Below are 26,344 nucleotides of genomic sequence, written 5' to 3'. Positions count from 1 at the left end.
CATATCGGCACGCGGCGCCGCTTACTCTTCGCGCCAGCGTGCCAAATGGGTTTCGATTAGTTCGCGGGATATCGAGTAAGGCGGCGGCAGAGAGGGCAACTGACGAGGTGAAAACCACGCCGCATCGCTAATTTCCACCCCATCGATGCGAATGCGCCGGGTGGTGGCTTCGGCGAAGTAACCAAACATCAACGAGTGCGGGAATGGCCACGCCTGACTTTGGTGATAACGCAGTTGATCGATATGCACGCCCACTTCCTCAAACACTTCACGATGCACCGCCTCTTCCGCTGACTCCCCAGGCTCGATAAAACCCGCCAAGGTGGAGTAGCGCCCGGGTGGAAAGCGCGGACTGCGGGCAAGCAGCATCGCCTCCCCGCTGGTCACCAGCGTGATAATACACGGTGAGATACGCGGATAGTTGCGGTGCCCACAGGCGTGGCAGTGCATAGCAAATTCCGCAGTTAGCTTGGTGGCCGGTGCACCACAGCGGCCGCAGAAACGGTGATTCTCTAACCAAGCACCTACCTGCAGCGCCGTGGAAAGCAGGCTAAACCAAACGGTTGAAAGCTCGCTCATCCATTGACGACCATCAATCCAATCGTTTCCAGCTTGGGATTCCACAAGCAGCGCCACCGGTTCATCATCCCAGTAACACAGCGGCTGCATCTGCTCTGTCCAGGGTTGATAGGGCTGCAGCGGGGTCAACTCTTCACTACCGTTTAACGGTGCGGGCGCCAATAGGCTACGCGACAGCCGAATAACCCGACCAGCTTGTTCGTGATGGGGGATTTCTCGCCTAAGCATCGCTGGCCGCACCCTCCTCAAACCAGTTCAATTGATGCGCCTCGCACTTGGCCTGATGGGCCGCTCGCTCTTCGTCTGTTGGCCGCACCACGCGCAACTGGCCCGGCGTTAAAGAAAGCCGCTGAATCGACATTCCCTCATTGGAGGTATCCGCCTGCTCCTGTTCCGCTGCGGAGGCCGCGTCCAAGGTCAGCGCGGTCTGTCCACCGGTCATCGCCAGGTAGACTTCGGCGAGGATTTCAGAATCTAACAGTGCGCCGTGCAGTACCCGGTGGCCATTGTCGATATCGTAGCGTTTGCACAATGCATCAAGACTGTTGCGCTGACCGGGGTGCATCTTCCGCGCCATGGTCAGCGTATCTAATACGCCACAATGATCGCTTACCGGCCCCAACACAGGGGATTTACGCTGCCGATTCAACATGCCCAGCTCGTGGTCAATAAAGCCCACATCGAAGGGGGCGTTATGAATCACCAGCTCTGCGCCTTCAATAAATGCCCAAAACTCATCGGCAATTGCCGCGAAGACCGGCTCGTCAGCGACTTTGGCGTCATCAATCCCGTGAACGGCGACTACTTCAGCATCGATATGCCGCTCAGGATTGATGTATTGGTGATAAGTGCGACCAGTGAAGCGTCGATTGACCATCTCAATAGCACCAATTTCGACTAGGCGATGGCCATCTTTGGGGTCAATACCCGTGGTTTCAGTATCCAAGATCACCTGACGCATCATGCTCTCCTCTTTTGGTGCTCATCAATCGCTTCATTGGCCAGCGCATCGGCGCGCTCGTTGCCAGGGTGGCCGCTATGCCCTTTTACCCAGTGCCACTCGACTTGGTGGCGCTGGGTCTCTTCGTGCAGGGTCTTCCACAGTTCGGCATTTTTGACCGGCTGCTTGGCAGCGGTTTTCCAGCCGCGCTTGATCCAGTTATGAATCCACTGGGTAATCCCCTGGCGTACATATTGGGAGTCAGTCCAAAGCGCCACTTCACAAGGGGTATTGAGGGTGCGTAGCGCCATAATCGCAGCCATTAACTCCATGCGATTATTAGTGGTATCTGCTTCATAGCCTTTCAAGGTTTTCTCATGCTCGCCACTCGCCAGCACGACGCCCCATCCGCCGGGCCCTGGGTTGCCCCTACAAGCCCCATCGGTATACACCGTTACCCGAGGTAGATCTCCCGCCGCCTCTTTAGTCAATCTCCTGATCCCCCGGTCTATGTAAAACAGATTTATGTAAAACAGGCTTCTGTGGATCAGCTTTATTTGAATCAGCTGTGTGCCTATCCGTTTGCCGTGTTTTGGCTTGCGATGTTCTAGCGGGAGGCGTTTGATAAGCTTGGTAGTGGGTGGATGAGCCTGAGCGGGTAACTCCCAACGACGCCGGGGACACTGGCGCCTTCAAACCAAATTTCAAACGCTGCACTGGCGCTTGGCGCTGCTGTCGGCGTGCTTGAATCATATAACTTTCGCCCAGCGGCAGGTTATGCCGCCGCCCTAACGACTCCCAATACTCACCGCACTTGGCGTTCATCCGCCCCCTGAAACAGCAATAGTCTACCCGCTCCACCTCAAAGTCGACAAACGCCAACCAGTCCCGCAGGCGGCTAGCCGAGCGCCAGGTACCGCTCAAGGGAAACGTCTGTTGGCGCTTTCGCAACTGCCGGGTAAGACCACTCACACCGACAGGGTTAAAACCAAACAGCACCATAATGCCGTTGTCAGCAGTGACACGCGCAGCCTCCTGAAGCGTAAAGTGGGCATCGGTTAAGTGCTCAAGCCAGTGGTGGATGACCATCACATCTAAACAGCGATCCGGCAGCGCAAGCTGATCCGGTGGGCATACCAAGGTGCTATCGTTTTCGGCTAACTGACGCGTAGGCAACCAGCGTATGGGGTGCGCAATGGCCGACATGGTCATCAGTGCCGGCCCCATGCTCATTTCCAAGCTGTGGCCGCCCACACGCGATTCCACAACGGGCCCTAAGCAGGCACGCTGTGTTTCCCACAGCGAACGCCCCGCCTCTGTTTGCCAATAAGGCTGGCTACTTTGTAAGCGCTTAGCCAGTGTCGTGGCCATCGTCGAATTTGACATGAACAGCGCTTCCCTCCACAGTAACGGCTTTTTAACGCCTTTTACGCACCGATTTAGCGCTAATAAGCGCAATGTTTGATGTGTTTTTTCGTAACTTAAAGGATCTCGCCGATGATGAGCGTGACACCGATCCCCGCCCTTAGCGACAACTATATTTGGCTATTAAGACAAGATACCAGTCAAAGCGTTTGTGTGGTGGATCCCGGTGAAGCTGCCCCGGTAATCGAGTTTCTTGAGCGTGAGTCGCTCACCCTAAGCTGCATTCTGATTACTCACCATCATCATGATCATACCGGTGGTTTAGCAGAATTAATTAAACGCTACTCTCCGCACGTTATCGGCCCCGACAATCCCAAGATTGAAGGCATCGATGAAACCGTGGGTGATGGCGACGAAGTCCGCATTATGGGTCGCTTGTTTGACGTCATGGCGACCCCCGGCCATACGCTGGATCATATCAGCTACTTCACAGCGGGTATCCCTGCACTACTGTTCTGCGGTGATACCCTTTTTTGCGCGGGTTGCGGTCGTTTATTCGAGGATACCCCGGAGCAAATGTACACCGCGCTGAAAAAATTTGCGGAACTCCCTGAAGATACACTGGTCTTTGCAGCCCATGAGTACACTCAGGCAAACCTAACGTTTGCCCGTGCTGCGGATCCTGAAAACGAAGACGTCAAACACGCCTTGCAGGAGTGTGAAAAGGCGCGGGCATTGGATCGCCCCACCTTACCCAGCACGATAGGACGCGAGCTGAAAATTAATCCCTACCTCCGTGTGGGCACTGATAGCGTGCGCCAAGCGGCAGGCACCCAGGGTGTTAATAATGATGATCTCGCTACGTTCACCACTCTACGCGAGTGGAAGAACCGTTTTTAAGAACGCTATCGAAACCAAACGAATGCAACTATGACCTATCGAACGATTCGCCAGCGCTTGATGCTGAGCGCTGGCAGTACCGTAATAATGGGCCTAATGTTAGCCGCTGCGGCAAGCTCACAAGCCTCTGCGACAGCCTATGAAGGATCTACGGCATCAACCAGTAAATCAGTAGACGCTACAAAACCACGCCCCACGCCGTTCCGAATCCATTTTTGGGAGGCGCTGGAGCTGGAACCTCAGGACGCTTGGACAACGCTGCGTAAAAGCTTTCAGTGGCAAGAGAAGTCACTGCCAGACGAGGCCCAAGCACGGGTAGACGAATGGATTGAGCACTACCGTTCCAGCCCCGAAAACATTGCTACTATCACCGAACGCGCCTCTCCCTGGCTTGCCTGGATTACCCAGCAAGTTAGCGAGCGTGGCCTGCCTGGTGAAGTCGCGTTAATACCCTTCGTCGAGAGCTCCTTTGACCCAGGCGCGCGAAGTCATCGCGGCGCTGCTGGGCTATGGCAGTTTATGCCCGGCACTGGTGATGCATTGGGTTTGGTACGCAACGGAAACTACGATGGCCGGTTAGACGTTTTAACCTCCACCGAAGCGGCGCTGGACTACTTGGAAATGCAGGCCGATCAGTGGTATGAAGGCGATCTGATGCTTTCATTAGCGGCTTATAACGCCGGCGCAGGCACCGTTAACCGCGCTCGACGCCAGGCCCAAAGCCAAGGCCTAAACGGTGATTACTGGGATCTCTCGCTGCCCTATGAAACCATGCAGTATGTGCCCAAACTGAAAGCCATCGCGACCATCATTAACGACCCTGAGCAGTACGGTGTCAGCTTGCCGGAAATACATGTTGATCCGGCCTTCGCTAAAGTTAAGTTGGCCCAAGCAGTGACGCTCTCAGAAGCCTCTCAACTGCTGGGTGTCAGCCAAACCGCGTTAGCCGAATTAAACCCTGGCTTGCTCAATGGCAGCATTGACCCCCGTAGTGCTCAGACACTGCTGGTACCTGAAGAAGTGGATACCCAGATGCTAGCGCAGCTTTCTCAAGGCGGCAGTCAAACACAAGACAGCAACCAAGCGCTTGCGCAAAACAGCCGTGGCAATACCCACCGCGTTGAAAGAGGCGACAGTCTCTCTGCGATTGCGGCCCGGTATAATATTGACCAGCAAGACCTTATACGCTGGAATGCGATTGACCGCCCCAGCACTCTGCAACCAGGCCAACTGCTGACACTTTCAGGGCGTTAAACCGGGTTAACTAGTTGGCTTTGTTCACATGGGATGTCTCAAATGCCGCGTGGTTTGTTTTTTGCGAAAACGCTTCTACTCATCAGTGGCCTGCTGTCCAACGTTTCAATACTGGCTTCAGACGCCGAAACAATAGCGTCAGAGTCGACGTCTATCACCGCCACCAACACTAATGTGGTGGGTGATTTGAACACCGACGCAAACAACGTGGTTCCTATTGAAACAGTTCATGGGCTATCGCTTTACGATAGCCCCGAGCTGCCAGCCGACTTCCCCTACTTCCCTCACGTAAACCCACAGGCCCCCAAAGGCGGCACCATTACCCATACCGCCGTGGGGAGCAGCTTTGACTCGACCAATCCGTTTATTATTCGCGGCACGCCAGTTACCGGCATTTCACAAATTTATGACACCCTTATGGTCAGCAACCCCAATGAGCCCTTTAGCCTCTACGGCTTGCTGGCCGAAGGCGTGCGCCTTGACCCTGACAGGGAGTGGATTGAGTTCGACCTGCGCCCTGAAGCGCGTTTTCAAGATGGGGAACCTGTCACGGCCTACGATGTGGTGTTCTCGCTTAATCTGCTCCGCGAAGAGGGAAATCCGTTTTACGCCAGTTACTACGCGGGAGTGGAAGAAGCCATCGCCCTCAATGAGCATCAGGTACGGTTCACCTTCAACGACACTCAATCCCGAGAGCTGCCGTTAATCGTCGCCCAGTTACCCATACTCCCCCGCCACTACTGGGAGCCCCGCGAATTCAACTCCCCCACCCTTGCGGCACACCCAGGCTCCGGGCCCTATCGCATTAGCGAAGTAGACCCAGGTAGGCGAATTGTTTATCAGCGCGATGAAGATTATTGGGGTAAAGATTTGCCGGTCAACGTTGGCCGATACAATATTGATCGCATCATTTACGACTACTACCGTGACCGCGATATTGCCTGGGAAGCTTTTAAAGCGGGACTGACGGACTTCCGTACCGATGCACGCGCCGCCACCTGGGCGATTGGCTATAATTTTCCAGCCTATGAAGAGGGCTTGGTTAAGCGGCTAACAGTGCCTGATGTTAACCCCTCCATGATGCAGGCGTTTGTCTTCAACCTGCGTAAAGAGAAATTTCAGGATCCGAGGGTGCGGGAAGCACTGAGCCTGACCTTTGATTTTCCGTGGCTCAACACCAATATTTTTTACGGCACTTACCAGCGCACCAAGAGTTTTTTCCAAAACTCTGAAATGGAAGCCACCGGCTTACCCTCTGAAGAAGAACTGACACTATTGGAGCCTTTTCACGAAGCGTTAATAGCCTCTCACGGCTCTGACCGTCTCTTTACCGAGCCGCTGCCCATTGAGCAGCCCACTGATTTGCGCGAGAGGCTGCGCAAAGCGCTCGACCTGCTGCGTGAGGCAGGTTATCGCGTAGAGGACGGCGTGCTAGTCAATCAGGAGACTGGACGGCCGTTAAGCCTCGAAGTATTGCTCTATGACTCAGGCCTTGAACGGGTCGTTCAACCCATGCTTCGCAACATGGCCCGCTTGGGGGTGCAGACATCGCTGCGGATCGTTGATATTAATCAATATTTAAACCGGCAGCGCAATTACGACTATGACATAGTGATCAGCCATTTCCCGCAGTCGAACAATCCGGGCAATGAGCAGCGCGACTTCTGGACCAGTGCCGCCGCCGAAGCACCGCAAAGCCGTAACCGGATGGCGCTGGCACATCCGGCGGTCGATGCACTGGTGGAGGAGATCATTAGTGCTGAGGGCCGTGAAGAGTTGGATACCGCCACGCGCGCGTTGGATCGGGTACTGCGCTGGGGGTTCTATGTGATTCCCCACTACCACTCTGGGGAGACCCGCATCGCCATTTGGGATAAGTTTGGTTACCCCGAACCCTTCCCCAAATACGCCATGGATCTGGATGCGTGGTGGGTAGACACTGACCGTGAAGCAGAACTGCAGCGCCGCCAGCGCGGCCGTTAACTTTGGCCCGATTACAACTTCTTAAATGCAACGGCTTGTCCTCAACGGTTTCATCGTCATAAACCTCGGAGTGCTCTGTGGCCCGTTATACCCTACGCCGACTGCTGCTAATGATTCCGACCCTTTTCGGGATCATGCTACTCAATTTTATTATTGTTCAGGCGGCGCCGGGTGGGCCAATTGATCAGATGCTGGCGCGTTTTGAAGGCGCCGACGCCATGGCCAGCACTCGCTTGGATATGGGGGGCGCCGATGTCCAGGTCAGCGATGACTCCCGGGGAGCCCGAGGTATTGACCCACGCTTTATCGAGCAGCTGGAGCAGCAGTTTGGTTTTGACAAACCCGCCCACGAACGCTTTATCGGCATGATGGCGGATTACCTCACCCTCGATTTTGGCACCAGTTTCTTCCGCGACCGCCCGGTCACAGAGCTGATGATCGAGCGGCTGCCGGTTTCCATATCACTGGGGCTCTGGACGACACTGCTGGTCTATTTAATCTCTATCCCGTTAGGCATTAAAAAAGCGCTACGCCACGGCTCCCGGTTTGACGTCTGGTCGTCGGGGTTAGTGATTGTCGGCTATGCCATTCCGGGCTTCCTGTTTGCCATCCTGCTCATTGTCCTGTTTGCCGGGGGCACCTACTGGGACTTATTCCCTTTACGCGGTTTGACCTCACCCGACTTCGACCAGCTTTCAGCCTGGGGCAAGGTCAAAGACTACTTCTGGCATATCACACTGCCGGTTATCGCCGCCTCGATTGGCAGTTTTGCCACGCTGACGATGCTAACCAAAAACAGCTTTCTCGATGAGATTCACAAGCAGTATGTAATTACCGCCCGCGCCAAGGGGGCCGACGAGCGGCGCGTGCTTTACGGCCATGTGTTTCGCAATGCCATGCTGATTATTATCGCGGGCCTACCCGCCGCCATGATCGGTATTTTCTTCACCGGCGCGCTGCTTATCGAAGTGATCTTCTCCCTGGATGGGCTGGGCCTGCTCGGTTTCGAAGCGGTCATGCAGCGGGATTACCCGGTGATTTTCGGCACCCTATTCCTGTATACCGTGATCGGCTTAATCCTCAAGCTGATTTCCGATTTGACCTACGTGTGGGTAGACCCGCGTATCGATTTTTCGACTCGGGAGTCGTGATAATGGCCTCTTTATCATCACGTTTATCGCCTATCACTCGCCGTCGACTGTCCGCTTTTAAAGCCAATCGCCGTGCCCGGGTGTCACTTTGGTTATTTGCCACGCTGTTTATTCTTAGCCTGTTTGCCGAGCTAATTGCCAACGACAAACCGATCATCATGCAGTACGACGGCCAGTGGTACTTTCCCATGCTGGTGGACTACCCAGAAACCGAGTTTGACGGCTTTCTACCGACCCGAACGGACTATCTGGATCCCTTTGTTCAGCAACAAATTGATGATCATGGCTGGGCGCTATGGCCCATTATTCCGTTTTCATATCAGACCCTGGACATGAATATGACCCGCCCTTCTCCGGCCCCGCCGGATAGCCGCCACTGGCTGGGCACCGATGACCAAGGGCGGGATGTGACCGCACGGGTGATTTATGGCTTTCGACTCTCGGTAGCCTTTGCACTGGCACTCACCGCAGGATCACTAGTCGTCGGTGTGGTAGTGGGCGGTGTGCAGGGCTACTTTGGCGGCAAAATTGATTTGATCGGTCAGCGATTCACTGAAATTTGGTCCGGCTTACCGGTGCTCTTCCTGCTGATTATTTTAGCCAGCTTTGTTCAGCCGGGATTTTGGTGGCTGCTGGGGATTATGCTGCTCTTTTCGTGGCTGGGCCTGGTCGATATCGTGCGTGCCGAGTTCCTGCGTGCACGCAATTTGGAGTATGTGCGCGCGGCCAAAGCCATGGGCTTGCCGTCACGTTTAATCATGTGGCGTCACGTGCTACCCAATGCCATGGTCGCCACGCTGACGTTTATTCCGTTTCTGTTTACCGGCGCCATTGGCACCTTGACCGCTCTGGATTTTCTCGGCTTCGGCCTGCCGCCGGGTGCTCCCTCGCTGGGTGAGCTTGCTGCCCAAGGCAAAAATAATCTACACGCCCCTTGGCTGGGCATCACGGCGTTTATGACCTTGGCGATCATGCTGTCACTGCTGGTATTTATCGGCGAGGGCTTGCGCGACGCCTTTGATCCCCGCCACGTACAACAGCGCCAAGCAGGCCCAGCTCAGGAGACTCAGCATGCCTAATCCCCTGCTGCGCATTGAACACCTTGATGTCACTTTTGATAGCACCCCGGTGGTTCACTCACTCTCACTCACCCTCCATGCAGGTGAAACCCTGGCCATTGTCGGTGAGTCCGGCTCGGGTAAATCGGTATCGGCGCTGTGCATGGTGAATTTGCTGCCCAGTAATGCCAGCGTTCAAGGCGAACGCTGGCTAGGTGATACCAATCTGGCCACTTTAACGGAAACTGAGTGGAACACGGTGCGTGGCAATCGCGTCGGTTTTATCTTCCAGGAGCCGATGACCTCGCTCAACCCCCTGCATCGGGTGGGCAAGCAGATTGGTGAGGCCTTGCGGCTGCATCAAGGACTGCGGGGCCAGGCGGCCCGGGAACGCTGCAAAGAACTGTTGGAACAAGTGAAACTACCGCGCCCGGACGAATTGTTGGATGCCTGGCCCCACCAGCTCTCGGGTGGGCAGCGCCAGCGGGTGATGATTGCCATGGCGATTGCCAACAATCCCTCACTGCTGATTGCCGATGAGCCCACCACCGCGCTGGACGTCACGGTACAGCAGGAGATTCTCGCCCTGCTGCGTGAACTACGCGATCATCATGGCATGGGCATGCTGTTTATCAGCCACGACTTAAACCTGGTGCGCCGTCATGCCGATCGCATTTGCGTGATGTACCAGGGGCGCATTCAGGAAATCGGCCCGGTGGAGCAGGTCTTTCAGCACCCTCAAAGCGATTACACTAAAGCGCTACTGGCCGCTGAGCCGGAAGGTAGGCCCCAAGCTATAGAGCATACAGCGCCGCTACTGACCGCTCGTCAATTAAGCGTGAGCTTTAAACGTCCTAAAACTGGTTTATTTAAGCGCCAGCCCTCCGCTTTTATAGCGGTACATCCAATAGATTTCCAAATAGCACCAGGGGAAACCCTGGGCATTGTCGGTGAATCCGGCTCGGGTAAAACCACGCTGGCCTCAGCAGTCATGCGGCTGGTCACTAGCCAAGGCGATGTTACCCTTGGCAACGATAAACTAAGCTCTCTAACCGGCGATGCGTTACGCCGCCAACGTCACCGCTTGCAAATGGTGTTTCAAGACCCCTATGGCGCGCTTTCACCGCGTATGCCAGTGTTTGATATCGTCAGCGAGGGGCTGCGCTTTCACTACCCCCATCTCACCACTGAAGAAGTCACCCAGCGGGTTAATCAAACGCTGCACGAGGTAGGTTTGCCCGAGAGCTGTGCCGCGCGCTACCCCCACGAGTTCTCCGGCGGTCAGCGCCAGCGCATTGCCGTGGCAAGAGCGATTATCTTAGAACCGGAACTATTGGTGCTGGATGAGCCAACCTCGGCGTTAGACCGTACCGTGCAGAAGCAGCTAGTCGCCCTGTTGCGCGATTTGCAGGCACGCCGTCAGCTAAGTTATTTATTCATAAGCCATGACTTAGCCGTTGTGCGTGCCATGGCACACCGTATTATGGTGCTCAAGGATGGCGAAGTGGTCGAACAAGGCCCCTGCCTAGAGGTGCTTTCAGCGCCACAGCACGCTTATACTCAAGCGTTGATTGCCGCTGCGCATCTGACTAACTAATTTTAACCAGCCACGGTACTTGCTATTGTTGGTGTCAGAACAAAGATAACGGTATAAATATTCAGATAAAATAAAGCCGCTTACCCTTTTGGGAAGCGGCTAATAGAAACCTTAAGCAAGGACTCAGAAAAGCGCGATTTCGTCGGCGGTTAATTCTCGCCACTCGCCGGGCGCCAGGTTGGCATCCAAAGCCAAATCACCGATAGAGCTGCGGTGCAGTGAGTTCACGTGATTACCCAAGGCGGCAAACATACGCTTCACTTGGTGATAGCGCCCTTCGGTAATGGTGAGTTCTGCCTGGGTGGGCGAAAGCAGCCTGAGTGTTGCGGGCTGTGTCGGGGTCTCCTCTACATCCAGCATCAGGCCATCGGCGACTTGACCAATCGCCCACTCCGCCGTCGCACCTTCCATCGGTTCCGCTAGCTCGGCGATATACACCTTGGCGCAGCGATGGCGCGGTGACGTGACACGGTGCGACCACTGGCCATCATCGGTTAATAGCAGCAGTCCAGTGGTATCCACATCCAACCGCCCTACCGGCTGTAACCGATCGGCTTTGGGCAGATCTATCAGATCTATCGCGCGCTGATAGAGTCCGCGGCGGGCATTGCATTCAACGTCGACGGGCTTGTGCAGCATAATGTAGCGCAAGCCAACCAGCGCCAACCGCTCGCCGTTGAGCACCACCACATCGTTATCGGTATCGATCTGGGTCGCCGACTGCTTGATCGGCTCGCCGTTGAGGGTTACCTCACCATTTTTGAGTGCCCGCTTAGCCAGGCTACGGGTTAATGGCGTGGTTTCACTCAAAAAGCGATCAAGGCGCATCATTAACCCACTCCTGGCAGCAGTTGAAAGTGGTCGGCATCTTGCCAGGCAGGAAATTTTTCACGAAAAGCATCAAGGGCAGTTTTATCCAGCGTGCCCGTCTCTATAAACGGGGTATGGGCAGGTTGATCAATGAGCGGTTCGCCTTTGAAGTCCACCAACAGGGAATCGCCACTATAGGCAAGCCCTTTGGCATCTTCTCCAACGCGATTAACGCCAATCACATAGCTTAAGTTCTCTACCGCACGGGCTTGTAGCAGCGTACGCCATGGATGACGACGCGGTGCTGGCCAGTTGGCGATACACAGCAGCGCATCATACTCGAAATGCTCCCCTTCTGCTGGTTGCTGACGCATCCACACCGGAAAACGCAGGTCGTAGCAAACGCTCAGCAGCAGCTTAAAGCCATTGAGCTCTACCACTTTACGCTCACTGCCCATACCGTAGCGCTCATGCTCACCGGCCATACGGAATAGGTGACGCTTATCGTAGTGGGTTAACACCCCCTCCGGCGTTGCCCAAATCAAGCGGTTATAAAACTCACCGTCCTCTTCGATCGCCACGCTGCCGGTCATCACGCAGTTGCGCGCCTTCGCCTGGGCCTGTAGCCAGGCAACGCTTTGACTTTCCGCCATCGGCTGGGCCATTTCGCGGGAATTCATGGTAAAGCCAGTGGCAAACATCTCAGGCAATACAATAAGATCCGTGTCGCGGCTATCCAGCTCGCCCAGCAACTTCTCAAGATGAGCGTGGTTGGCCTGGGGATCTTCCCAGCGCAGATCACACTGCACTAGCGTGTTCCTAAGTTGACTCACTTAACACCTCCAATTCGTCAGTCTCAAGACAACGTTTATGCTAGATTAGCATCTTTAAATAATGAGGCTGCTATGCTTCCTACTCCAACACGCGACCCAGATGCCGTCAAAGGCGTTATGTATGGGCTAACCGCCTACACCATGTGGGGCTGCTTTCCGCTATTTTTTGCCCTGTTTGACGGCATTCCCGCCTTTGAAATATTGATTCACCGTATCATTTGGGCGTGTCTATTTCTGGTCGGCTTGATTACCCTTCTGCGCCGCTGGCCGCCCGTTGTCACCGCATTGGGGGAACCCAAGCGGCTTGGTCGGGTGTTGGCCTGTGCGCTATTGATTGCGTTTAACTGGGGTATCTATATTTATGCAGTGGAGTCGAAGCAGGTATTGCAGGCGAGCCTGGGCTACTTCTTAACGCCATTAGTGAACGTCGCGCTAGGCATGCTGGTACTTCGGGAAGTGATGGCCAAGCTGCAGCTGGTCGCCTTGGGCTTGGCCAGCGTGGCCATTGCCACGCAATTTGTGATGCTGGGTGAACTGCCCTGGCTTAGTCTACTACTGGCGTTAAGCTTCGGCAGTTACGGCCTGTTTCGTAAGCAGGTGCCACTGGACGGATTATCGGGACTGTTTGTGGAAACCCTGTTGCTATTCCCCCTCGCCCTGATCGCCTTGACCTGGTTAAGCTGGAACGGCAGCTCGCATTTTCTTCAAGATACGTCATCGACTGGCCTGCTGATCGCCAGTGGGGCTTTGACCGCGCTGCCGTTAATGGCCTTTGCCGGCGCGGCACGCCGGTTGCGTTTGGCAACCCTGGGCTTTTTGATGTACATCAACCCCAGCATTCAGTTTCTGATTGCCTTAACCGTGTTCGGCGAGCCCCTGGGCCTTATTCAGTTGGCAACGTTTGTGCTTATTTGGATCGGGCTCGCGCTCTACTCCTGGTCGGCGTGGCAGTCACGCCCGCGCTACGCTGCGGCTAGTTAGTGCAAGCGGTGGCACTGGAGCGGTCTCTGACTGCAACGCAGGGGGAGCCGCTATATCACGCTCAGGCTGGTAGCCAACTCGGAAACCGCCCCAGTGCTTACCCTGGACATACACCGGTACCGAGAGGTCGTGCATGATCTCGCCGGTGTCGCGCTTGTAGGTTTGCAGCAGTAACGGCTTTTCATGAGCACCACAGCGGCTGCCAGTTGAGTCATCGAAAATGCGTTTGTTGCGGCAGAATTTTAGATCGTGGGCGTAATCACCGGTTGGCGCGAGGCTAACTGCCTTGTTATGGGTAGGCACATAGCCTTTACGGTCACAGGCAATGGCGTAGCTCAAACCTAGCTGAGTGAGCAAAGGCTCCTGCAGATCAGGTAGATACCTGTCGGTGAAACTATCAAAGCCGGTTGTATACTGTGGCGGCTGCGTACCCGGAATCTGTTCATACTGGGGCTGGAACAGGTGGGTATCTGAAAGCTCCCCGCTGGCTATCGCTTTTTCCAGCAACTTGCCCAATTTATTGGCGGTTAATCGTGCAGCGTGGAATACCTGCTGGTGGCGACCCTCCAGATGCTGTTGAGCCAGTTCACCATCGACCCCTTCGGCAGCCTCCATCAATGCCCGGGCCTGCTCGGCCAAATCATGCATATTACGATTGCCTTCATCGACATCATCTTCCAACTGGCTCAGGCTGTCCGCCACGGTTTGGCTATGCTGGCGTGTGTTCTCCATCGCATCGGCAACCCGGGTAATTTCGCTCTGCACTTGGTCGAATTCTTGAGTCATCGTACCCAGACTGTTGCCGACCACTTGTAGCCCCTTGGAGCGCTTGCTGATACGGGTCATTAACTGGCCCATAGTGGCGACGACCGACTGGCCGCTCTGATGCATATCCTTAACCAGCTCATCGACACTTTGCGTTGCGGTAGAGGTCTTGAGTGCCAGGTTGCGCACTTCGCCGGCGACGACTGCAAACCCTCGCCCGTGTTCACCCGCTCGGGCCGCTTCAATTGACGCATTGAGCGACAGCAGATGGGTTTGTTCGGCGATATCCTCAATCATGGAAGTAACGTTACGTACACGCTCAATTTTATCGTTCAGCGCGGTCAGCATTTCCAGCGCTTGGTTTGAGCGGTCGGCAACATCGCTCATGTCCTGAATAATATCGTCCAGTTCATCATGGTTGTGATGACTGGCCTCCCGGGCGCTCTCTGCCAGCGCCGCCACTTGGCTGGCGCTGGCACTCACCTGCATAATGGCTGCATTAATGGCCGTCATGCTCGATGAAGCTTCACGAGCCATGGTTTCTTGCTTTGAGAGGCGCTGATCCATCAGATCGGCATAGTGCGACACTTCTGCCGAGGCAATCGCTGTGCTGCTAGCGCGGTTCATTAACCTGTAGGCCATGGCGCGAAGCGAACGGTAATCACGCAGTGGCTTAAAGCCAAGCCGATGCTGTTCCAGGCGACGTTGGTCGGCTCGGTAGACGCCTTCCAGTACGCTGAGTAGCATAGCGCCACCGCCTAGCGCGGCGAATAGAAGTGCCAGATAACGCCAGAGCCCTCCTTGTATGGCAAGCCCTATCGACAGCACTACAAACAGCACCGGAACACACAATCGCAGTAAGCGCATGAGCTGTACTCTTTTATTGATGTTATTGAGTATCGAAAATACTACTTCTGAGGGGTTCAACCCCCTTTGCGACTAAGCTTAGCGTGTAACGCTTATGAAAGAAGTAGCACTTTGGGGGAAGGAAGTAGCACTTTTGGAGAAGACACAAATCCTATAAGCGCTTGGTCATCATTGGGTTACCGCAGTAAAAATGAATATAAGCACTGCAATGAAATGGAATATCCCTTACTCTCTTGGTTCTGCCACTTCTACAACACCAGGACCCCATGCTAAAGCGCTACTTGCCGATCCTGACATGGCTCCCCCACTACCATAAACGCCTATTGGGGGCAGACCTTTTGGCGGGCTTGATCGTCACCGTGATGGTCATTCCCCAATCGCTGGCCTATGCGCTGCTAGCCGGGCTACCCGCGGTAGTGGGGCTCTACGCCAGTATCCTGCCTCAACTGATCTATACCCTGTTTGGCACCAGTAAAACCCTCGCGGTCGGGCCGGTGGCAATCATCGCGCTGATGACCGGTGCTGCGCTCTCCTCAGTAGCAGCCGCGGGTACGGAGACCTACTTACAGGCAGCGCTGATCCTGTCACTGCTTTCCGGTGGCATGCTGGTCGTGATGGGGCTGCTGAAAATGGGCTTTTTCAGCAACTTTTTAAGCCACCCGGTTATCTCCGGCTTCTTAACGGCGTCGGGTATTTTGATTGCGGCCAGCCAGCTTGGCAGCCTACTGGGGGTTGAGAGCAGTGGCTTTACCCTGGTGGAACGTCTTATCACCCTGGTACCAAACTTAACCACCTTTAACTTACCCACCCTACTGATTGGCAGTGGAACCCTGCTGTTTTTGATTGCCATGCGGCGCCACGGTAAAGCCGCCCTGCTCACGCTGGGTCTGCCACGCACTCTGGCGGACTTGATCGCCAAAGCGGGGCCAGTCTTTGCGGTCGTGATTACCACCCTGGTGACCTGGCATTGGCAGTTGGCCGATAAAGGCGTCTCCGTGGTAGGGCAAATTCCCGGTGGTTTACCCTCGTTAAGCTTTCCTTGGGCGGACTACTCGCTATGGCGGGCGCTGCTAATCCCAGCGCTGCTGATTAGCCTGGTCGGCTTTGTGGAGTCGGTCTCCATGGGCCAGATGTTGGCCGCTAAACGGCGCCAGCGCATCTCTCCCAATCAGGAACTAGTGGGCCTGGGCGCCAGCAATTTAGCCGCCGGGTTTTCCAGTGGTATGCCGGTAACCGGTGGTCTGTCCCGCACCGTTATTAACTACGATGCGGGTGCGCAAACACCTGCCGCCGGTGCCTTTGCGGCGCTAGGTATTGCGCTGGTCACCATGTCGTTTACCGGTTGGCTCTACTATCTGCCCATCGCGACCCTGGCCGCAACAATCACCGTCTCAATTTTGACACTGGTAGACATCCCCATGCTGCGCCAAACCTGGCGCTACTCCCGCAGCGACTTTGCCGCCATGGCGGTGACAATTCTACTCACGCTATGCGAAGGCGTTGAAGCCGGCATCATTAGCGGTGTGACACTTTCTATTGCGCTATTTTTGTACCGCACCAGCCGCCCCCATAGCGCCTTGGTAGGTCGTGTGCCCGGTACCGAACATTTTAGAAACACTACCCGCCACGATGTCGAAACGGTCAATACCGTTGCCCTCTTGCGCATCGATGAGAGCCTCTACTTTGCCAATGCACGCTATTTGGAGGACACCGTTTATAACCTGGTGGCGAGCCAACCCGAGCTTGAGCACGTTGTGCTGATCTGTTCGGCGGTCAACCTGATCGATGCCTCGGCCCTAGAGAGCCTGGATGCTATTAATGCGCGCTTAAAAGACTCCGATGTAAAACTGCATTTATCCGAGGTAAAAGGCCCGGTGATGGATCAGTTGAAGAAAAGTGACTTCCTAGAGGCGCTTACCGGACGGGTATTTCTAAGCACCTACGCCGCTTGGCGAGAATTCTCGTAGCTGGATAGCACTCACCATTACTCTGAAAACCAGGCAATTGCCTGGTTTTTTTATGCCGGTTGTTTACTAACGGACGCCGCTGCTAACAACGGCATTGACAGCCACCCAGCGGCTTCTCTACTATCACTCGACCATTTAGCAAAATACAATACCGCATAGCAAAACACTCTAAGTTAAATAGCAACCAGCCATAACCATCAACGTCACTACAACCACAATAAAGGAGCATCCCAATGCGCCCCTTCGCTCACCGCCTACTTGTTGCCGCCTTACCTCTATCGTTACTCGGCGCAGCAGTCAGCCACGCTAGTGAAATTGAACTGCCCGGCACCATGGCCTGGACGGCTTATGGCACCAACTCAAGTGGGTATGCCCAAGCCGTCGCCATCGGCAATATGCTGCAGAACAAATACGATTCGTCTGTACGTATTCTGCCGGGTGATAACGATGTATCACGCATGACGCCGCTCAAGCAGGGGCGCGTTGACCTTTGCGCCTGTGGGATCGCCAGCTACTACGGAGCGGAAGGTGTGATGATGTTTGCCGACCGTGACTGGGGCCCTCAGCCGCTGCGCGTGATTACCACTTCCACCGCCTCTTTTGGTCTCTCCCTTGCGGTCGCGGGCGACCTGGATGTTGAAACGCCCGCTGACTTGGCGGGCAAACGCATCGCCTATATCCGTGGCGACGATGCGCTCAATAAAGGCACAGAGGCGTACCTCGCCTTTGGCGGTTTAACCTGGGATGACGTAGAGCGGGTTGATTACCCCGGCTACGGCCGCTCGTTCGACGGCATTATCGCTGGCGATGTGGATGCCTCCTTTACCACAACGGTCACCCCGCCCGCCCAGCAGTTGGCCAGTAGCCCTCGCGGCATTAGCTGGCCAGTGCTAGACCCCAACGACGAAGCCGGCTGGGAGCGTATGGCTGCGGTGGCGCCCTACTTCCGCCCTCACGAAGTCACTTCCGGGGCAGGCGGCATCAGCGCCGAAAATCCGGTGCCCAGCGCTAGCTACCCTTACCCTATCGTGGTCGCCAACCAAGACCTGGATGACAACGTGGCTTATGGTCTGATCAAGGCCATGCAGGAAAATTTCGACGACTATAAAGATAACGCCCCAGGGGCTCTTGGCTACGCCTTGGAGCAGCAAGACCTTCAGTGGGTAGTGCCGTTCCACGATGCGGTCGTGGAGTACTACAAAGAGATCGATGTATGGACCGATGAAATGCAGGCCCATCAGGACAAGCTCGTTGAACGCCAGAACGTGCTTTTAACCGCCTGGGAAAGCTTTATGCAAGACGCGCCCAGTGATGACGAGGCATTTACTGCCGACTGGATGGAAGCCCGTGCCACCGCGCTTAGCGATGCCGGTTTCGAACCGATCTTCGAGTGATACGCCACGGGGCGGCAATTGCCGCCCCCTGCTGATTGACGGATACCCCCCCATGACCACAGATACCTCGCCTGCCAATAATCAGCAGGTTAAAGAAAAGATCAGCCAAATTCGTCAGCTTCCTACTGCACTGCGCTGGATTCCCGCCACAGTCACCGTCATTTTGATGGCGATGACCCTGGATTATCTGTTTAACGTTGGCTTACTGACTTTCGTTACGGGTCTGGAGACGCAGTTCTACTACGCCGTTGTGGCGCTGCTGCTACCGCTGGTGTTTTTGCTTTGGCCCATGCGCAGTCGCCAACAAGAGCAGCCCATTCCCTGGTATGACTACACGCTGAGCGTCATCACGCTTATCGTTGGCGGCTATTTTGTTTACAACGCAGTGCCCATTTTGGAGCGCGGCTGGGCCTTTTCTGCACCCGAAATCGCCATTTATGCCAGCTACGCCTACTGGCTGCTGATTATCGAAGCAGCACGCCGGGCGGGTGGTTTACCCATTGCGATTATTGCCGGGGTATTCTCGCTCTATCCGCTGGTGGCCGATATCGTCCCCGGCCCTATCCAGGCGTTTCCTTCCACCCTTGAACAAACCGCCATGTACCACACCATGAGTACCGAAAGCATCATGGGGGTGCCGCTGCAGGCGTTCGCGGGCCTGGTGATCGGCTTTTTGGTCTTTGGTGTCGTGCTGCAGAAAAGCGGCGGCGGTAAGTTTTTTATTAATCTGGCCTTTGCGCTGCTGGGTCATGTACGCGGCGGCCCTGCTAAGGTGTCGATTTTCTCCAGTGGCCTGATGGGCTCCATGAGCGGCAGCGTGATCAGTAATGTATTGACCACCGGCGTGCTATCGATTCCCGCCATGCGTCGTATCGGTATGAGCCGCTCCTTTGCGGGCGGTGTAGAAGCCTGCGCCTCAACCGGCGGTGTATTGATGCCCCCTGTTATGGGTGCCACCGCTTTTGTCATGGCGATGTTTTTGGACATTCCCTACTCCGCTGTGGCGCTGGCCGCCGTGATTCCTTCGATTCTGTATTTCCTGGGTCTGTTTATTCAGATTGATGCCTACGCGGCGCGCCACGACATTAAAGGCCTACCCGCCGTTGAATTGCCTTCGCTTTGGCAAACCCTCAAAGAGGGTTGGTATTTTATTTTTGTCTTCGCGTTATTAGTCTGGATGCTGCTGATTATGCAGCGCGAAGCCGTAGCGCCTTTTTACGCTACCGCGCTGCTGTTAGTGCTGAACCAGCTTTCCAAGCATAACCGCTGGGGCTGGAAAGACGTGGCCGATACGCTGTCGTCTGCCGCCAAGCTGTTTGCCGAGCTGATCGCTATTTTGGCCGGCGTGGGCATGCTAGTCGGTGCGCTTTCGATGACCGGCCTTTCTGGCACCATTGCTAACGACTTTATCAATATTGCCGGAGGCAGCGTGCCGTTGCTGCTGATTATGGGCGCCGTGACCAGTTTCGTGCTCGGCATTGGCATGACCGTGACTGCCGCCTATATTTTCCTCGCCGTTGCGCTAGCCCCCGCGCTGATTCAAGGCGGAGGGCTGGATCCCATGGCGGTGCATATGTTCATCCTTTACTGGGGCATGCTGAGTTTTATTACTCCGCCGGTCGCACTCGGTGCCTTTGCCGCCGCCACCGTGGCCGGTGCCCGACCCATGGAAACGGGCCTCCAGGCCATGCGCCTGGGTAGCGTAATCTACTTTATCCCCTTCCTCTTTGTGCTTAATCCGGCGTTGATTATGCAGGGCGCACCGCTGGTGATCGTGGCCGTGTTTATCCAGGCCGTGCTCGGCATCATTCTGTTTGCCTCCGCCATGCAAGGCTACTTGATGGGCGTTGGGCGACTGGGCTATGGCGCGCTGCAGGAGATCATTATTCGCGCCCTGGTACTGGTTGCGGGACTATTACTGGCACTGCCTGGCGGTGGAATGATCCCCCTTAGCCAGTGGGAACTGATCGGCCTTGCGCTTGCTGCACTAGTGCCCGGCGTGTTGATGGCGCGCTTAAGCCAGCGCCACCATCGGCGTACGCAAAGCGCCTCTGCTGCTTAATAGGTGTAACGCCAAGGTTATTTTCAATTCACTATCATGCGAAATACGAGAACCTAATTATGTCCGTTCACTACCAGCGCCACGGTGATATAGGCGTTATCCAAATTGCTAACCCGCCGGTTAATGCCCTGGGTCAGGCCGTGCGCAGCGGCTTAGTCAACGCGCTCAAAGAGGGTATTGCCGACGCCGATGCTAAAGCGCTGGTCGTGCTGGCCGATGGCCGCACGTTTATTGCCGGGGCGGATATTCGTGAGTTTGGCAAGCCGCCCCAAGCTCCCCTCCTGCCCGATGTGATTACCCACCTGGAAGCCTGCCCCAAACCGCTGATCGCCGCCCTGCACGGCACGGCCCTGGGCGGCGGTTTGGAAGTAGCACTCGGTTGCCACTACCGAATCGCGCTGGCAGGAACCCGCGTAGGGCTACCAGAGGTAAAGCTTGGCCTACTGCCTGGCGCCGGTGGCACCCAGCGTTTACCACGCTTAGTGGGCGTTGAGCGCGCGTTAGAGATGATTACCAGCGGTCGCTTTGTGGAGGCTGAAGAAGCGCTTGAGGCGGGGATTATCGATGCTATCAGCAATGCCCAAACGCCTCTTGAAGCGGGTTTAGCCGCCGCCCAGGAAGTGCTGGCAGGCGCCCAAACGCCCCGCATCACCGGCCAACTTCCTGCCCCGACGGCGAACCCCCAAGCCATCACTAAGACGTTGGAACATCTTAACCAACAGTCTTCCGAACTGTTCTCGCCGTTTCGCATTGTCGAAGCGATTCAGGCCTGCGTGGAAGCCGAATCACTTGAGGCTGGATTACGCCGCGAGAGAGAACTGTTTCTAGCCTGTATGGACTCCCCCCAGCGCGCCGGGCTTATTCATCTGTTTTTTGCCGCACGCAGCCCCCATCTGGTGCCCGATATTGAGAAAACCAGTGCTTTTAAACACGTGGCGCTGGTCGGTGAGCATCCGCTCTTTGAACGTCTGCAGAAGGCGGCGCAAAAGGCAGGCATAAGCTTAACCAGCGCGTCCCACGAGGCCCCCGAACTTTGCCTACTGGCGCCAAATGCTACTCAGGATTCCCTCGCGAATTACCCTGTTGTCGCACTGGAAGAAATTGGCATCGACAGCGATACGGCACTAAGCCTGATCATTGCTGAAAATGGCCAAATAGGTGAGCTAGTCAATGTAAGCGCAGAGCCACTTACTCAGCAGCGAGTCGCACTCACGCTTAAAGCGTTGCGGCTAAACATCGTGGTCAGCCAGCAAAAAAGCATACTTCGCTCGATGCATGCTGCGATTCAGCAAGCTTCAGCCAGTGAAAAGCAGTCAGCGCTTGAACAGGCAAGTATCAATATAGCGGAACAGAGCTTCTGCTACCGGGAAAGTGACATCGATTTACTCGCGGTGGAAGCGTTTGGCTACCCGCGTCACCTAGGAGGGCCACACCGCCAGGCCACGCTCTCAACTGTTGCTAAGGATGTATAGCCCATGAACCTCACCTTTAGCCCCGAAGAGCAGGCATTTCGCGAACAGGTACGCCGCTTTCTAGCCGATGCACTGCCCAGCGATATCAGCCAGCGCGTGCGCTTGGGCCGCCACCTGCGCGCTGATGACTACCTGCGCTGGCAGAATATTCTTAGCGAACAGGGTTGGTTGGCGTCTAACTGGCCAAAAGAGTTCGGCGGCCCAGGCTGGGGGCCGGTACAGCGGCATATTTTCGACGAAGAGTGTGCTGCTGCCCATGCACCTACAGTCGTACCCTTCGGCGTTAACATGGTGGCTCCCGTCATCATGAAATTCGGCAGTGTCGAGCAGCAACAGCTCTATCTGCCGCGCATTTTGAGCAATCAGGATTGGTGGTGCCAAGGCTACTCAGAGCCCGGCGCTGGGTCTGATTTAGCGGGTCTAAATACCCGCGCCGTTCGCGATGGCGACCACTATATCGTCAATGGTCAGAAAACCTGGACTACCCTGGGTCAGCACGCCAACATGCTGTTCTGCCTGGTACGCACCGACCCAGACGCCAAGAAGCAGGCGGGCATCAGCTTTCTGTTGATTGATATGCAGACACCGGGTATCACCGTACGGCCAATTATTACCCTTGATGGTGCCCACGAAGTTAACGAAATCTTTTTAGATAACGTGCGCGTACCCGTAGAGAACCGGGTCGGTGAAGAGGGCCAGGGCTGGACATGCGCTAAGTTTCTGCTCACCCATGAGCGTACCGGGATTGCCGGACTTGGTCACGCCAAGCAGGCGCTGCGCCACTTGAAGTCCCTGGCGAGTCGGATTCAACATCGCGGTAAACCGCTGCTGGAGCTACCCAGCTTCCGTCAGCGGGTGGTGAAAGCGGAACTCGAACTTATGGCGCTGGAAGTGACTAACCTGCGCGTGATTGCCGCTGCCCGAGATGGCGGTGTACCCGGCGCAGAAAGCTCGCTGCTAAAAGTACGCGGCTCGGAGCTTCGCCAAGAGCTAAGCGAGCTTACCCGGCGCGCCCTGGGCCCTGCTGCGTTGCCGTTCTTCCCCGACTTCCTGCATGGCGACGACAGCCTGGATGAGGAACGCGCCCAAAACGCTTCCGCCAGCGCTCAGTACTTCAATCGTCGCAAGCTATCGATTTATGGCGGCGCCAATGAAATACAAAAAAGTATCGTCGCCAAAACCATTCTAAATATGTGAGGTCACCGTGGATTTTGCTTTAACCGACGAGCAGCGCATGCTCGAAGAGACGCTCACCCGCTTGGTGGCCGACCAGATTTCTCCCGAGCAGCGCCGCACTATGCTGGCCGCTGCTCCAAACGGCTCTTCTGCACTATGGCGCACCTTTGCCGAGCTGGGGCTGCTGCATATGCCCTTCAGCGAAGAGGTTGGCGGACTAGGCGGCGATGGCACCGACCTGATGATTATTATGCAGGCATTGGGACGAGGCTTAGTGCCCGAGCCCTATCTGGCTGGCCTAGTGCTGCCCGGCCAACTGATAGCTCTTACCGCCAACAGCGAACAGCAAACCCGGTGGCTAGCCCCACTGCTTGAAGGTGAGCATCAATTGGCGCTTGCCTGGCAGGAGATTGGCGCCCGCTACGACGCCTTTACGGTATCTACCCAGGCTACCCAGCAAGGCGGCCAATGGCAGTTAACCGGTAGAAAAGACGTGGTACTGAACCTGGAGTCCGCTGCGGCTACGCTGGTCAGCGCTCAATTAGCTAACGGCAAGCTAGGGCTATTTATTGTGCCCGCTGATGCACCGGGCACATCTACGCACCTCTACCGCACTATCGACGACCAACCCGCCGGTGATCTGACCCTGGACAGCGTCACGCTGCCATTAACTAACTGCCTGAGTGAAGATATTAGCGATGTACTAGCGGAGGTACTGGCCGTTGGCCGGGCAGCGCTCTGCGCCCAAGCCATCGGCGCAATGGAGGAGGCCTGCGACCAAACGCTCGCATATTTAAAAGAGCGCAAGCAGTTTGGCGCACCGCTTTCGACCTTCCAGGCCCTGCAACACCGTATGGTGGATATGCACTTGCACCTGGAGCAGTCCCGCTCCATGGCGATTTTAGCCGCCACTAGTCTCGCGCTCCCTGCAAGCGAACGGGATTACAAAATTGCCGCGGCCAAAGCCTACTGTGGTGAATCAGCTCGCTTTATTGCCGAACAGGCGATCCAGCTGCATGGGGCGATGGGTATGACCGAAGAGTGCTATGTCGCTAACTACGCCAAGCATCTGGTGATGTTCGATCACTACCTGGGCGACAGCGACTACCATCTCGAAACGGTCAGCGAGCTGTTAAAGGTTGCCTGAGAACGTTGCCAGAAAAGTTAATTAGGGAGCGATACATGTCAGATTACGTCGGCAAGTTAGTGACTGTCAGCGCTATTGAAAACGGTATCGTCGAAGTCGCCATTGCACGTCCAGAAGTACGCAACGCTCTGAATGAAGCCACCGCTCTGGCACTCAATGAAGCGCTGGCGGCGGTGGCGGACAATGAGCAAGTTCGCTGTGTGATTCTACGCGGTGAAGGTAGTGCATTTTGCGCCGGCGCTGACCTGGCAGAGTTTGAGAAGGCAACGTCTCAGCCTGCGAGCGAACGGCTGGAAACGCTCTTTCTGCCTGCCCTGCGTAGCCTAATGGCCATGAATAAGCCGGTGATTGCAGCGGTTAGCGGTGCGGCTGCGGGCATCGGTGTTTCCTATGTGCTCGCCAGCGATATGGTGGTGATGGGCCACTCCGCCTACCTGAAGCTTGCCTTTATCAATATTGGGCTCATCCCTGACGGCGGTGCCTGCTGGCATCTGGTGCGCCAGCTTGGGCATGCTCAGGCGTTTGAAATGGCCGCCTTGGCAACCCCCATTTCGGGTGAGCGCTGCGTCGAACTCGGATTGGCTAACCGCGTCGTCGAAGATAACCAAGTGCTAGACGAAGCTTGGTCGTTGGCGCAAGCACTGGTGAGTCAATCGTCCCAGGCGTTAAGCGCTACCAAACGCGCCTTACGGGAAGCTGCCCAACGCCAGCTAAATGACACGATGCAATTAGAGGGCGAGCTTCAAGATCAGTGCAAGGCGTCGGAAGATTTTCACACCCGGGTGGCGGCGTTTCGTCAAAGCCGCCGTAAATGATCTAACGCTTTCTGGTAATCCTGGCGCAGCGTGGCCACTTCTTCGGCCACGCTGTGCATAGAGGCAATAGCGCCTACGCCCTGCCCCGCGCCCCAGATATCCCGCCACGCTTTTGCCTTACTGCTCCCCCCTGAGCCATAACGCATAGCGGTTTTATCACCTTCAGGCAGCGCATCAGGATCCAATCCCGCCTGCTCGATACTTTGCCGCAGATAGTTACCGTGCACGCCGGTAAACAGGTTGGTATAGACAATGTCGCCTGCCGCTGCGTCCAGCACCATCAGTTTATAGGCCGCTTGAGCGTTTGCCTCTTGGGTGGCGATAAAGCGCGTGCCCATATACACCAAGTCCACGCCTAGCGCCTGGGCGGCAACGATCTGTTCACCTTTGCTAATCGCCCCCGCCAGCACTAACGGGCCATTGTAAAAGCGGCGCACCTCCGCCACAAACGCAAAGGGGTTTAACCGCCCGGCATGGCCGCCCGCGCCGTGGCAGACCAGTATCAGCCCATCAACTCCCGCATCGATCGCTTTCTTGGCGTGCCTCAACGTGGTCACATCGTGAAACACCAGCCCGCCATAGGCATGCACCTTTTCCACCACTTGATTAGGCGCGTGCAGACTAGTGATGACCAGCGGCACCTTGAACTCGGCGCATAACGCGACATCGTGCTCTAGACGATCATTGGTGGGGTGCACAATTTGGTTCACCGCAAAGGGCGCTGAGGGTTGTTCGGGGTGCTGCGCGTCATAGTCGGCCAGGGTTTGAGTGATCTGCTGTAACCACTCACGTAATACGTCAGCAGGTCGGGCGTTGAGCGCGGGGAAAGCACCCAGAATGCCCGCTTGGCACTGGGCAATCACCAGTTCTGGCCCGGAGACGATAAACATGGGTGAACCGATCACCGGCAGGTTTAATGAAGCGGTTAGACGCGTTAGCATGGGAAGCTCGCTGGTTGTTATTGTGAGGCAATACTGCAAAAGGCTCCACTGAGCCTTTCAAGAAGATGTCACACTACAATGGCATGGTCGGAACAACCCTACGCGGGGGCGCTGTGAACCCATCCATGGGCGCTACTTTCGCCATCTGACCGCCAGGGATGGCGGAAATGCCGGAAATGTCGGGAACTTTTTTCCGGCCATGGCGAAAGACCCCCGCTACGGGTTGTTCCGACCAATACGTGGATGCCAGAAGCATTTACAGCTTGCTCTCAAGCTCGGGCAGGATC

The 26,344-nt window shown here is 55.9% G+C and carries 22 protein-coding genes; 14 read left to right on the top strand and 8 right to left on the bottom strand.

Features of this window, described 5'->3' with window-relative positions:
• Window positions 1-21: 21 nt before the first annotated feature.
• From nudC to K7H09_RS19990, 4 genes are read right to left on the bottom strand one after another with little or no spacing between them, the layout of a single operon-like run.
• Window positions 22-807: an NAD(+) diphosphatase gene (gene nudC / locus K7H09_RS20005; RefSeq protein ID WP_022523351.1), complete on the bottom strand. Its 786-nt coding sequence runs from the start codon at window positions 805-807 to the stop codon at window positions 22-24.
• Window positions 800-1,540: a DNA polymerase III subunit epsilon gene (dnaQ, locus tag K7H09_RS20000; RefSeq protein WP_138801557.1), complete on the bottom strand. Its 741-nt coding sequence runs from the start codon at window positions 1,538-1,540 to the stop codon at window positions 800-802. Before dnaQ ends, nudC begins: the two co-directional genes overlap by 8 nt.
• The gene (rnhA, locus tag K7H09_RS19995) at window positions 1,540-2,010 is read right to left on the bottom strand and encodes a ribonuclease HI (protein ID WP_022523349.1); all 471 of its coding nucleotides are present in this window, start codon (window positions 2,008-2,010) and stop codon (window positions 1,540-1,542) included. The genes dnaQ and rnhA overlap by 1 nt, the downstream gene beginning before the upstream one ends.
• Window positions 2,003-2,905, bottom strand: coding sequence for a class I SAM-dependent methyltransferase (locus K7H09_RS19990; protein WP_138801556.1), 903 nt, complete (start codon window positions 2,903-2,905; stop codon window positions 2,003-2,005). The genes rnhA and K7H09_RS19990 overlap by 8 nt, the downstream gene beginning before the upstream one ends.
• Window positions 2,906-3,016: 111 nt before the next feature.
• Here K7H09_RS19990 and gloB point away from each other — a divergent pair, with 111 nt between their 5' ends.
• The 6 genes from gloB (at window position 3,017) to K7H09_RS19960 (ending at window position 10,827) form a co-directional block, all read left to right on the top strand.
• A complete protein-coding gene (gene gloB / locus K7H09_RS19985) occupies window positions 3,017-3,784 on the top strand; it encodes a hydroxyacylglutathione hydrolase (protein ID WP_230805691.1) in 768 nt (255 codons plus the stop codon).
• Between the two features lie 30 nt (window positions 3,785-3,814).
• The gene (locus K7H09_RS19980; RefSeq protein ID WP_027959550.1) at window positions 3,815-5,038 is read left to right on the top strand and encodes a transglycosylase SLT domain-containing protein; all 1,224 of its coding nucleotides are present in this window, start codon (window positions 3,815-3,817) and stop codon (window positions 5,036-5,038) included.
• A 42-nt stretch (window positions 5,039-5,080) separates the two neighbouring features.
• Window positions 5,081-7,021: an extracellular solute-binding protein gene (locus K7H09_RS19975; protein ID WP_138801555.1), complete on the top strand. Its 1,941-nt coding sequence runs from the start codon at window positions 5,081-5,083 to the stop codon at window positions 7,019-7,021.
• A gap of 77 nt (window positions 7,022-7,098) precedes the next feature.
• A complete protein-coding gene (locus K7H09_RS19970) occupies window positions 7,099-8,172 on the top strand; it encodes a microcin C ABC transporter permease YejB (RefSeq protein ID WP_007114307.1) in 1,074 nt (357 codons plus the stop codon).
• A gap of 2 nt (window positions 8,173-8,174) precedes the next feature.
• On the top strand, window positions 8,175-9,251 hold the full coding sequence (locus K7H09_RS19965; RefSeq protein ID WP_027959552.1) for an ABC transporter permease: 1,077 nt from the start codon (window positions 8,175-8,177) through the stop codon (window positions 9,249-9,251).
• Window positions 9,244-10,827 carry an ABC transporter ATP-binding protein gene (locus K7H09_RS19960; protein ID WP_230805689.1) on the top strand — a complete coding sequence of 528 codons (1,584 nt, stop codon included), beginning with the start codon at window positions 9,244-9,246 and terminating at the stop codon, window positions 10,825-10,827. The genes K7H09_RS19965 and K7H09_RS19960 overlap by 8 nt, the downstream gene beginning before the upstream one ends.
• A 123-nt stretch (window positions 10,828-10,950) precedes the next feature.
• On the opposite strand, the gene K7H09_RS19955 is transcribed toward K7H09_RS19960, so the two are convergent.
• Both K7H09_RS19955 and K7H09_RS19950 read right to left on the bottom strand, forming a co-directional pair.
• The gene (locus tag K7H09_RS19955; protein ID WP_230805743.1) at window positions 10,951-11,655 is read right to left on the bottom strand and encodes a pseudouridine synthase; all 705 of its coding nucleotides are present in this window, start codon (window positions 11,653-11,655) and stop codon (window positions 10,951-10,953) included.
• Between the two features lie 2 nt (window positions 11,656-11,657).
• Window positions 11,658-12,470, bottom strand: coding sequence for an amidohydrolase (locus K7H09_RS19950; protein ID WP_027959555.1), 813 nt, complete (start codon window positions 12,468-12,470; stop codon window positions 11,658-11,660).
• A 72-nt stretch (window positions 12,471-12,542) separates the two neighbouring features.
• On the opposite strand from K7H09_RS19950, the gene rarD reads away from it, so the two are divergent.
• Complete coding sequence (gene rarD, locus K7H09_RS19945; protein ID WP_141441058.1) at window positions 12,543-13,451, top strand: EamA family transporter RarD; 909 nt, start codon at window positions 12,543-12,545, stop codon at window positions 13,449-13,451.
• Here the strand turns inward: rarD and K7H09_RS19940 are convergent.
• Complete coding sequence (locus K7H09_RS19940; RefSeq protein WP_230805687.1) at window positions 13,422-15,083, bottom strand: methyl-accepting chemotaxis protein; 1,662 nt, start codon at window positions 15,081-15,083, stop codon at window positions 13,422-13,424. The genes rarD and K7H09_RS19940 overlap by 30 nt on opposite strands.
• Before the next feature lie 266 nt (window positions 15,084-15,349).
• On the opposite strand from K7H09_RS19940, the gene K7H09_RS19935 reads away from it, so the two are divergent.
• The 7 genes from K7H09_RS19935 (at window position 15,350) to K7H09_RS19905 (ending at window position 25,116) form a co-directional block, all read left to right on the top strand.
• Window positions 15,350-17,050 (top strand): SulP family inorganic anion transporter, encoded by a 1,701-nt coding sequence (locus tag K7H09_RS19935; RefSeq protein WP_022523338.1) that lies wholly within the window; start codon window positions 15,350-15,352, stop codon window positions 17,048-17,050.
• Between the two features lie 233 nt (window positions 17,051-17,283).
• Complete coding sequence (locus tag K7H09_RS19930) at window positions 17,284-18,444, top strand: TAXI family TRAP transporter solute-binding subunit (protein WP_230805685.1); 1,161 nt, start codon at window positions 17,284-17,286, stop codon at window positions 18,442-18,444.
• Window positions 18,445-18,496: 52 nt separating this feature from the next.
• A complete protein-coding gene (locus tag K7H09_RS19925) occupies window positions 18,497-20,506 on the top strand; it encodes a TRAP transporter permease (RefSeq protein WP_230805684.1) in 2,010 nt (669 codons plus the stop codon).
• Window positions 20,507-20,565: 59 nt separating this feature from the next.
• Complete coding sequence (locus K7H09_RS19920) at window positions 20,566-21,978, top strand: enoyl-CoA hydratase/isomerase family protein (RefSeq protein ID WP_230805682.1); 1,413 nt, start codon at window positions 20,566-20,568, stop codon at window positions 21,976-21,978.
• Window positions 21,979-21,981: 3 nt separating this feature from the next.
• Window positions 21,982-23,175: an acyl-CoA dehydrogenase family protein gene (locus K7H09_RS19915; protein WP_230805678.1), complete on the top strand. Its 1,194-nt coding sequence runs from the start codon at window positions 21,982-21,984 to the stop codon at window positions 23,173-23,175.
• A 7-nt stretch (window positions 23,176-23,182) separates the two neighbouring features.
• On the top strand, window positions 23,183-24,301 hold the full coding sequence (locus K7H09_RS19910; protein WP_230805676.1) for an acyl-CoA dehydrogenase family protein: 1,119 nt from the start codon (window positions 23,183-23,185) through the stop codon (window positions 24,299-24,301).
• Between the two features lie 35 nt (window positions 24,302-24,336).
• Entirely contained in the window at window positions 24,337-25,116 is a 780-nt protein-coding gene (locus K7H09_RS19905; protein ID WP_027959564.1) for an enoyl-CoA hydratase/isomerase family protein, read from the top strand.
• Here K7H09_RS19905 and K7H09_RS19900 read toward each other — a convergent pair.
• Window positions 25,098-26,057 carry an NAD(P)H-dependent flavin oxidoreductase gene (locus K7H09_RS19900; RefSeq protein WP_230805674.1) on the bottom strand — a complete coding sequence of 320 codons (960 nt, stop codon included), beginning with the start codon at window positions 26,055-26,057 and terminating at the stop codon, window positions 25,098-25,100. The two genes, K7H09_RS19905 and K7H09_RS19900, sit on opposite strands and share 19 nt — an antisense overlap.
• Window positions 26,058-26,344 lie beyond the last annotated feature (287 nt).

Source organism: Halomonas sp. IOP_14 (assembly GCF_021021315.1).
GTDB classification, from domain to species: Bacteria; Pseudomonadota; Gammaproteobacteria; order Pseudomonadales; family Halomonadaceae; genus Vreelandella; species Vreelandella titanicae.
The sequence above is the reverse complement of the archived record's forward strand: the minus strand, read 5'-3'. Positions and strand labels throughout refer to the sequence as shown.

Coding starts and splice junctions, on each gene's coding strand:
- nudC (WP_022523351.1), bottom strand. CDS start 807: ATGCTTAGGCGAGAAATCCCCCATCACGAACAAGCTGGTCGGGTTATT.
- dnaQ (WP_138801557.1), bottom strand. CDS start 1,540: ATGCGTCAGGTGATCTTGGATACTGAAACCACGGGTATTGACCCCAAA.
- K7H09_RS19990 (WP_138801556.1), bottom strand. CDS start 2,905: ATGTCAAATTCGACGATGGCCACGACACTGGCTAAGCGCTTACAAAGT.
- gloB (WP_230805691.1), top strand. CDS start 3,017: ATGATGAGCGTGACACCGATCCCCGCCCTTAGCGACAACTATATTTGG.
- K7H09_RS19980 (WP_027959550.1), top strand. CDS start 3,815: ATGACCTATCGAACGATTCGCCAGCGCTTGATGCTGAGCGCTGGCAGT.
- K7H09_RS19975 (WP_138801555.1), top strand. CDS start 5,081: ATGCCGCGTGGTTTGTTTTTTGCGAAAACGCTTCTACTCATCAGTGGC.
- K7H09_RS19965 (WP_027959552.1), top strand. CDS start 8,175: ATGGCCTCTTTATCATCACGTTTATCGCCTATCACTCGCCGTCGACTG.
- K7H09_RS19960 (WP_230805689.1), top strand. CDS start 9,244: ATGCCTAATCCCCTGCTGCGCATTGAACACCTTGATGTCACTTTTGAT.
- K7H09_RS19955 (WP_230805743.1), bottom strand. CDS start 11,655: ATGCGCCTTGATCGCTTTTTGAGTGAAACCACGCCATTAACCCGTAGC.
- rarD (WP_141441058.1), top strand. CDS start 12,543: ATGCTTCCTACTCCAACACGCGACCCAGATGCCGTCAAAGGCGTTATG.
- K7H09_RS19940 (WP_230805687.1), bottom strand. CDS start 15,083: ATGCGCTTACTGCGATTGTGTGTTCCGGTGCTGTTTGTAGTGCTGTCG.
- K7H09_RS19935 (WP_022523338.1), top strand. CDS start 15,350: ATGCTAAAGCGCTACTTGCCGATCCTGACATGGCTCCCCCACTACCAT.
- K7H09_RS19930 (WP_230805685.1), top strand. CDS start 17,284: ATGCGCCCCTTCGCTCACCGCCTACTTGTTGCCGCCTTACCTCTATCG.
- K7H09_RS19925 (WP_230805684.1), top strand. CDS start 18,497: ATGACCACAGATACCTCGCCTGCCAATAATCAGCAGGTTAAAGAAAAG.
- K7H09_RS19920 (WP_230805682.1), top strand. CDS start 20,566: ATGTCCGTTCACTACCAGCGCCACGGTGATATAGGCGTTATCCAAATT.
- K7H09_RS19915 (WP_230805678.1), top strand. CDS start 21,982: ATGAACCTCACCTTTAGCCCCGAAGAGCAGGCATTTCGCGAACAGGTA.
- K7H09_RS19905 (WP_027959564.1), top strand. CDS start 24,337: ATGTCAGATTACGTCGGCAAGTTAGTGACTGTCAGCGCTATTGAAAAC.
- K7H09_RS19900 (WP_230805674.1), bottom strand. CDS start 26,057: ATGCTAACGCGTCTAACCGCTTCATTAAACCTGCCGGTGATCGGTTCA.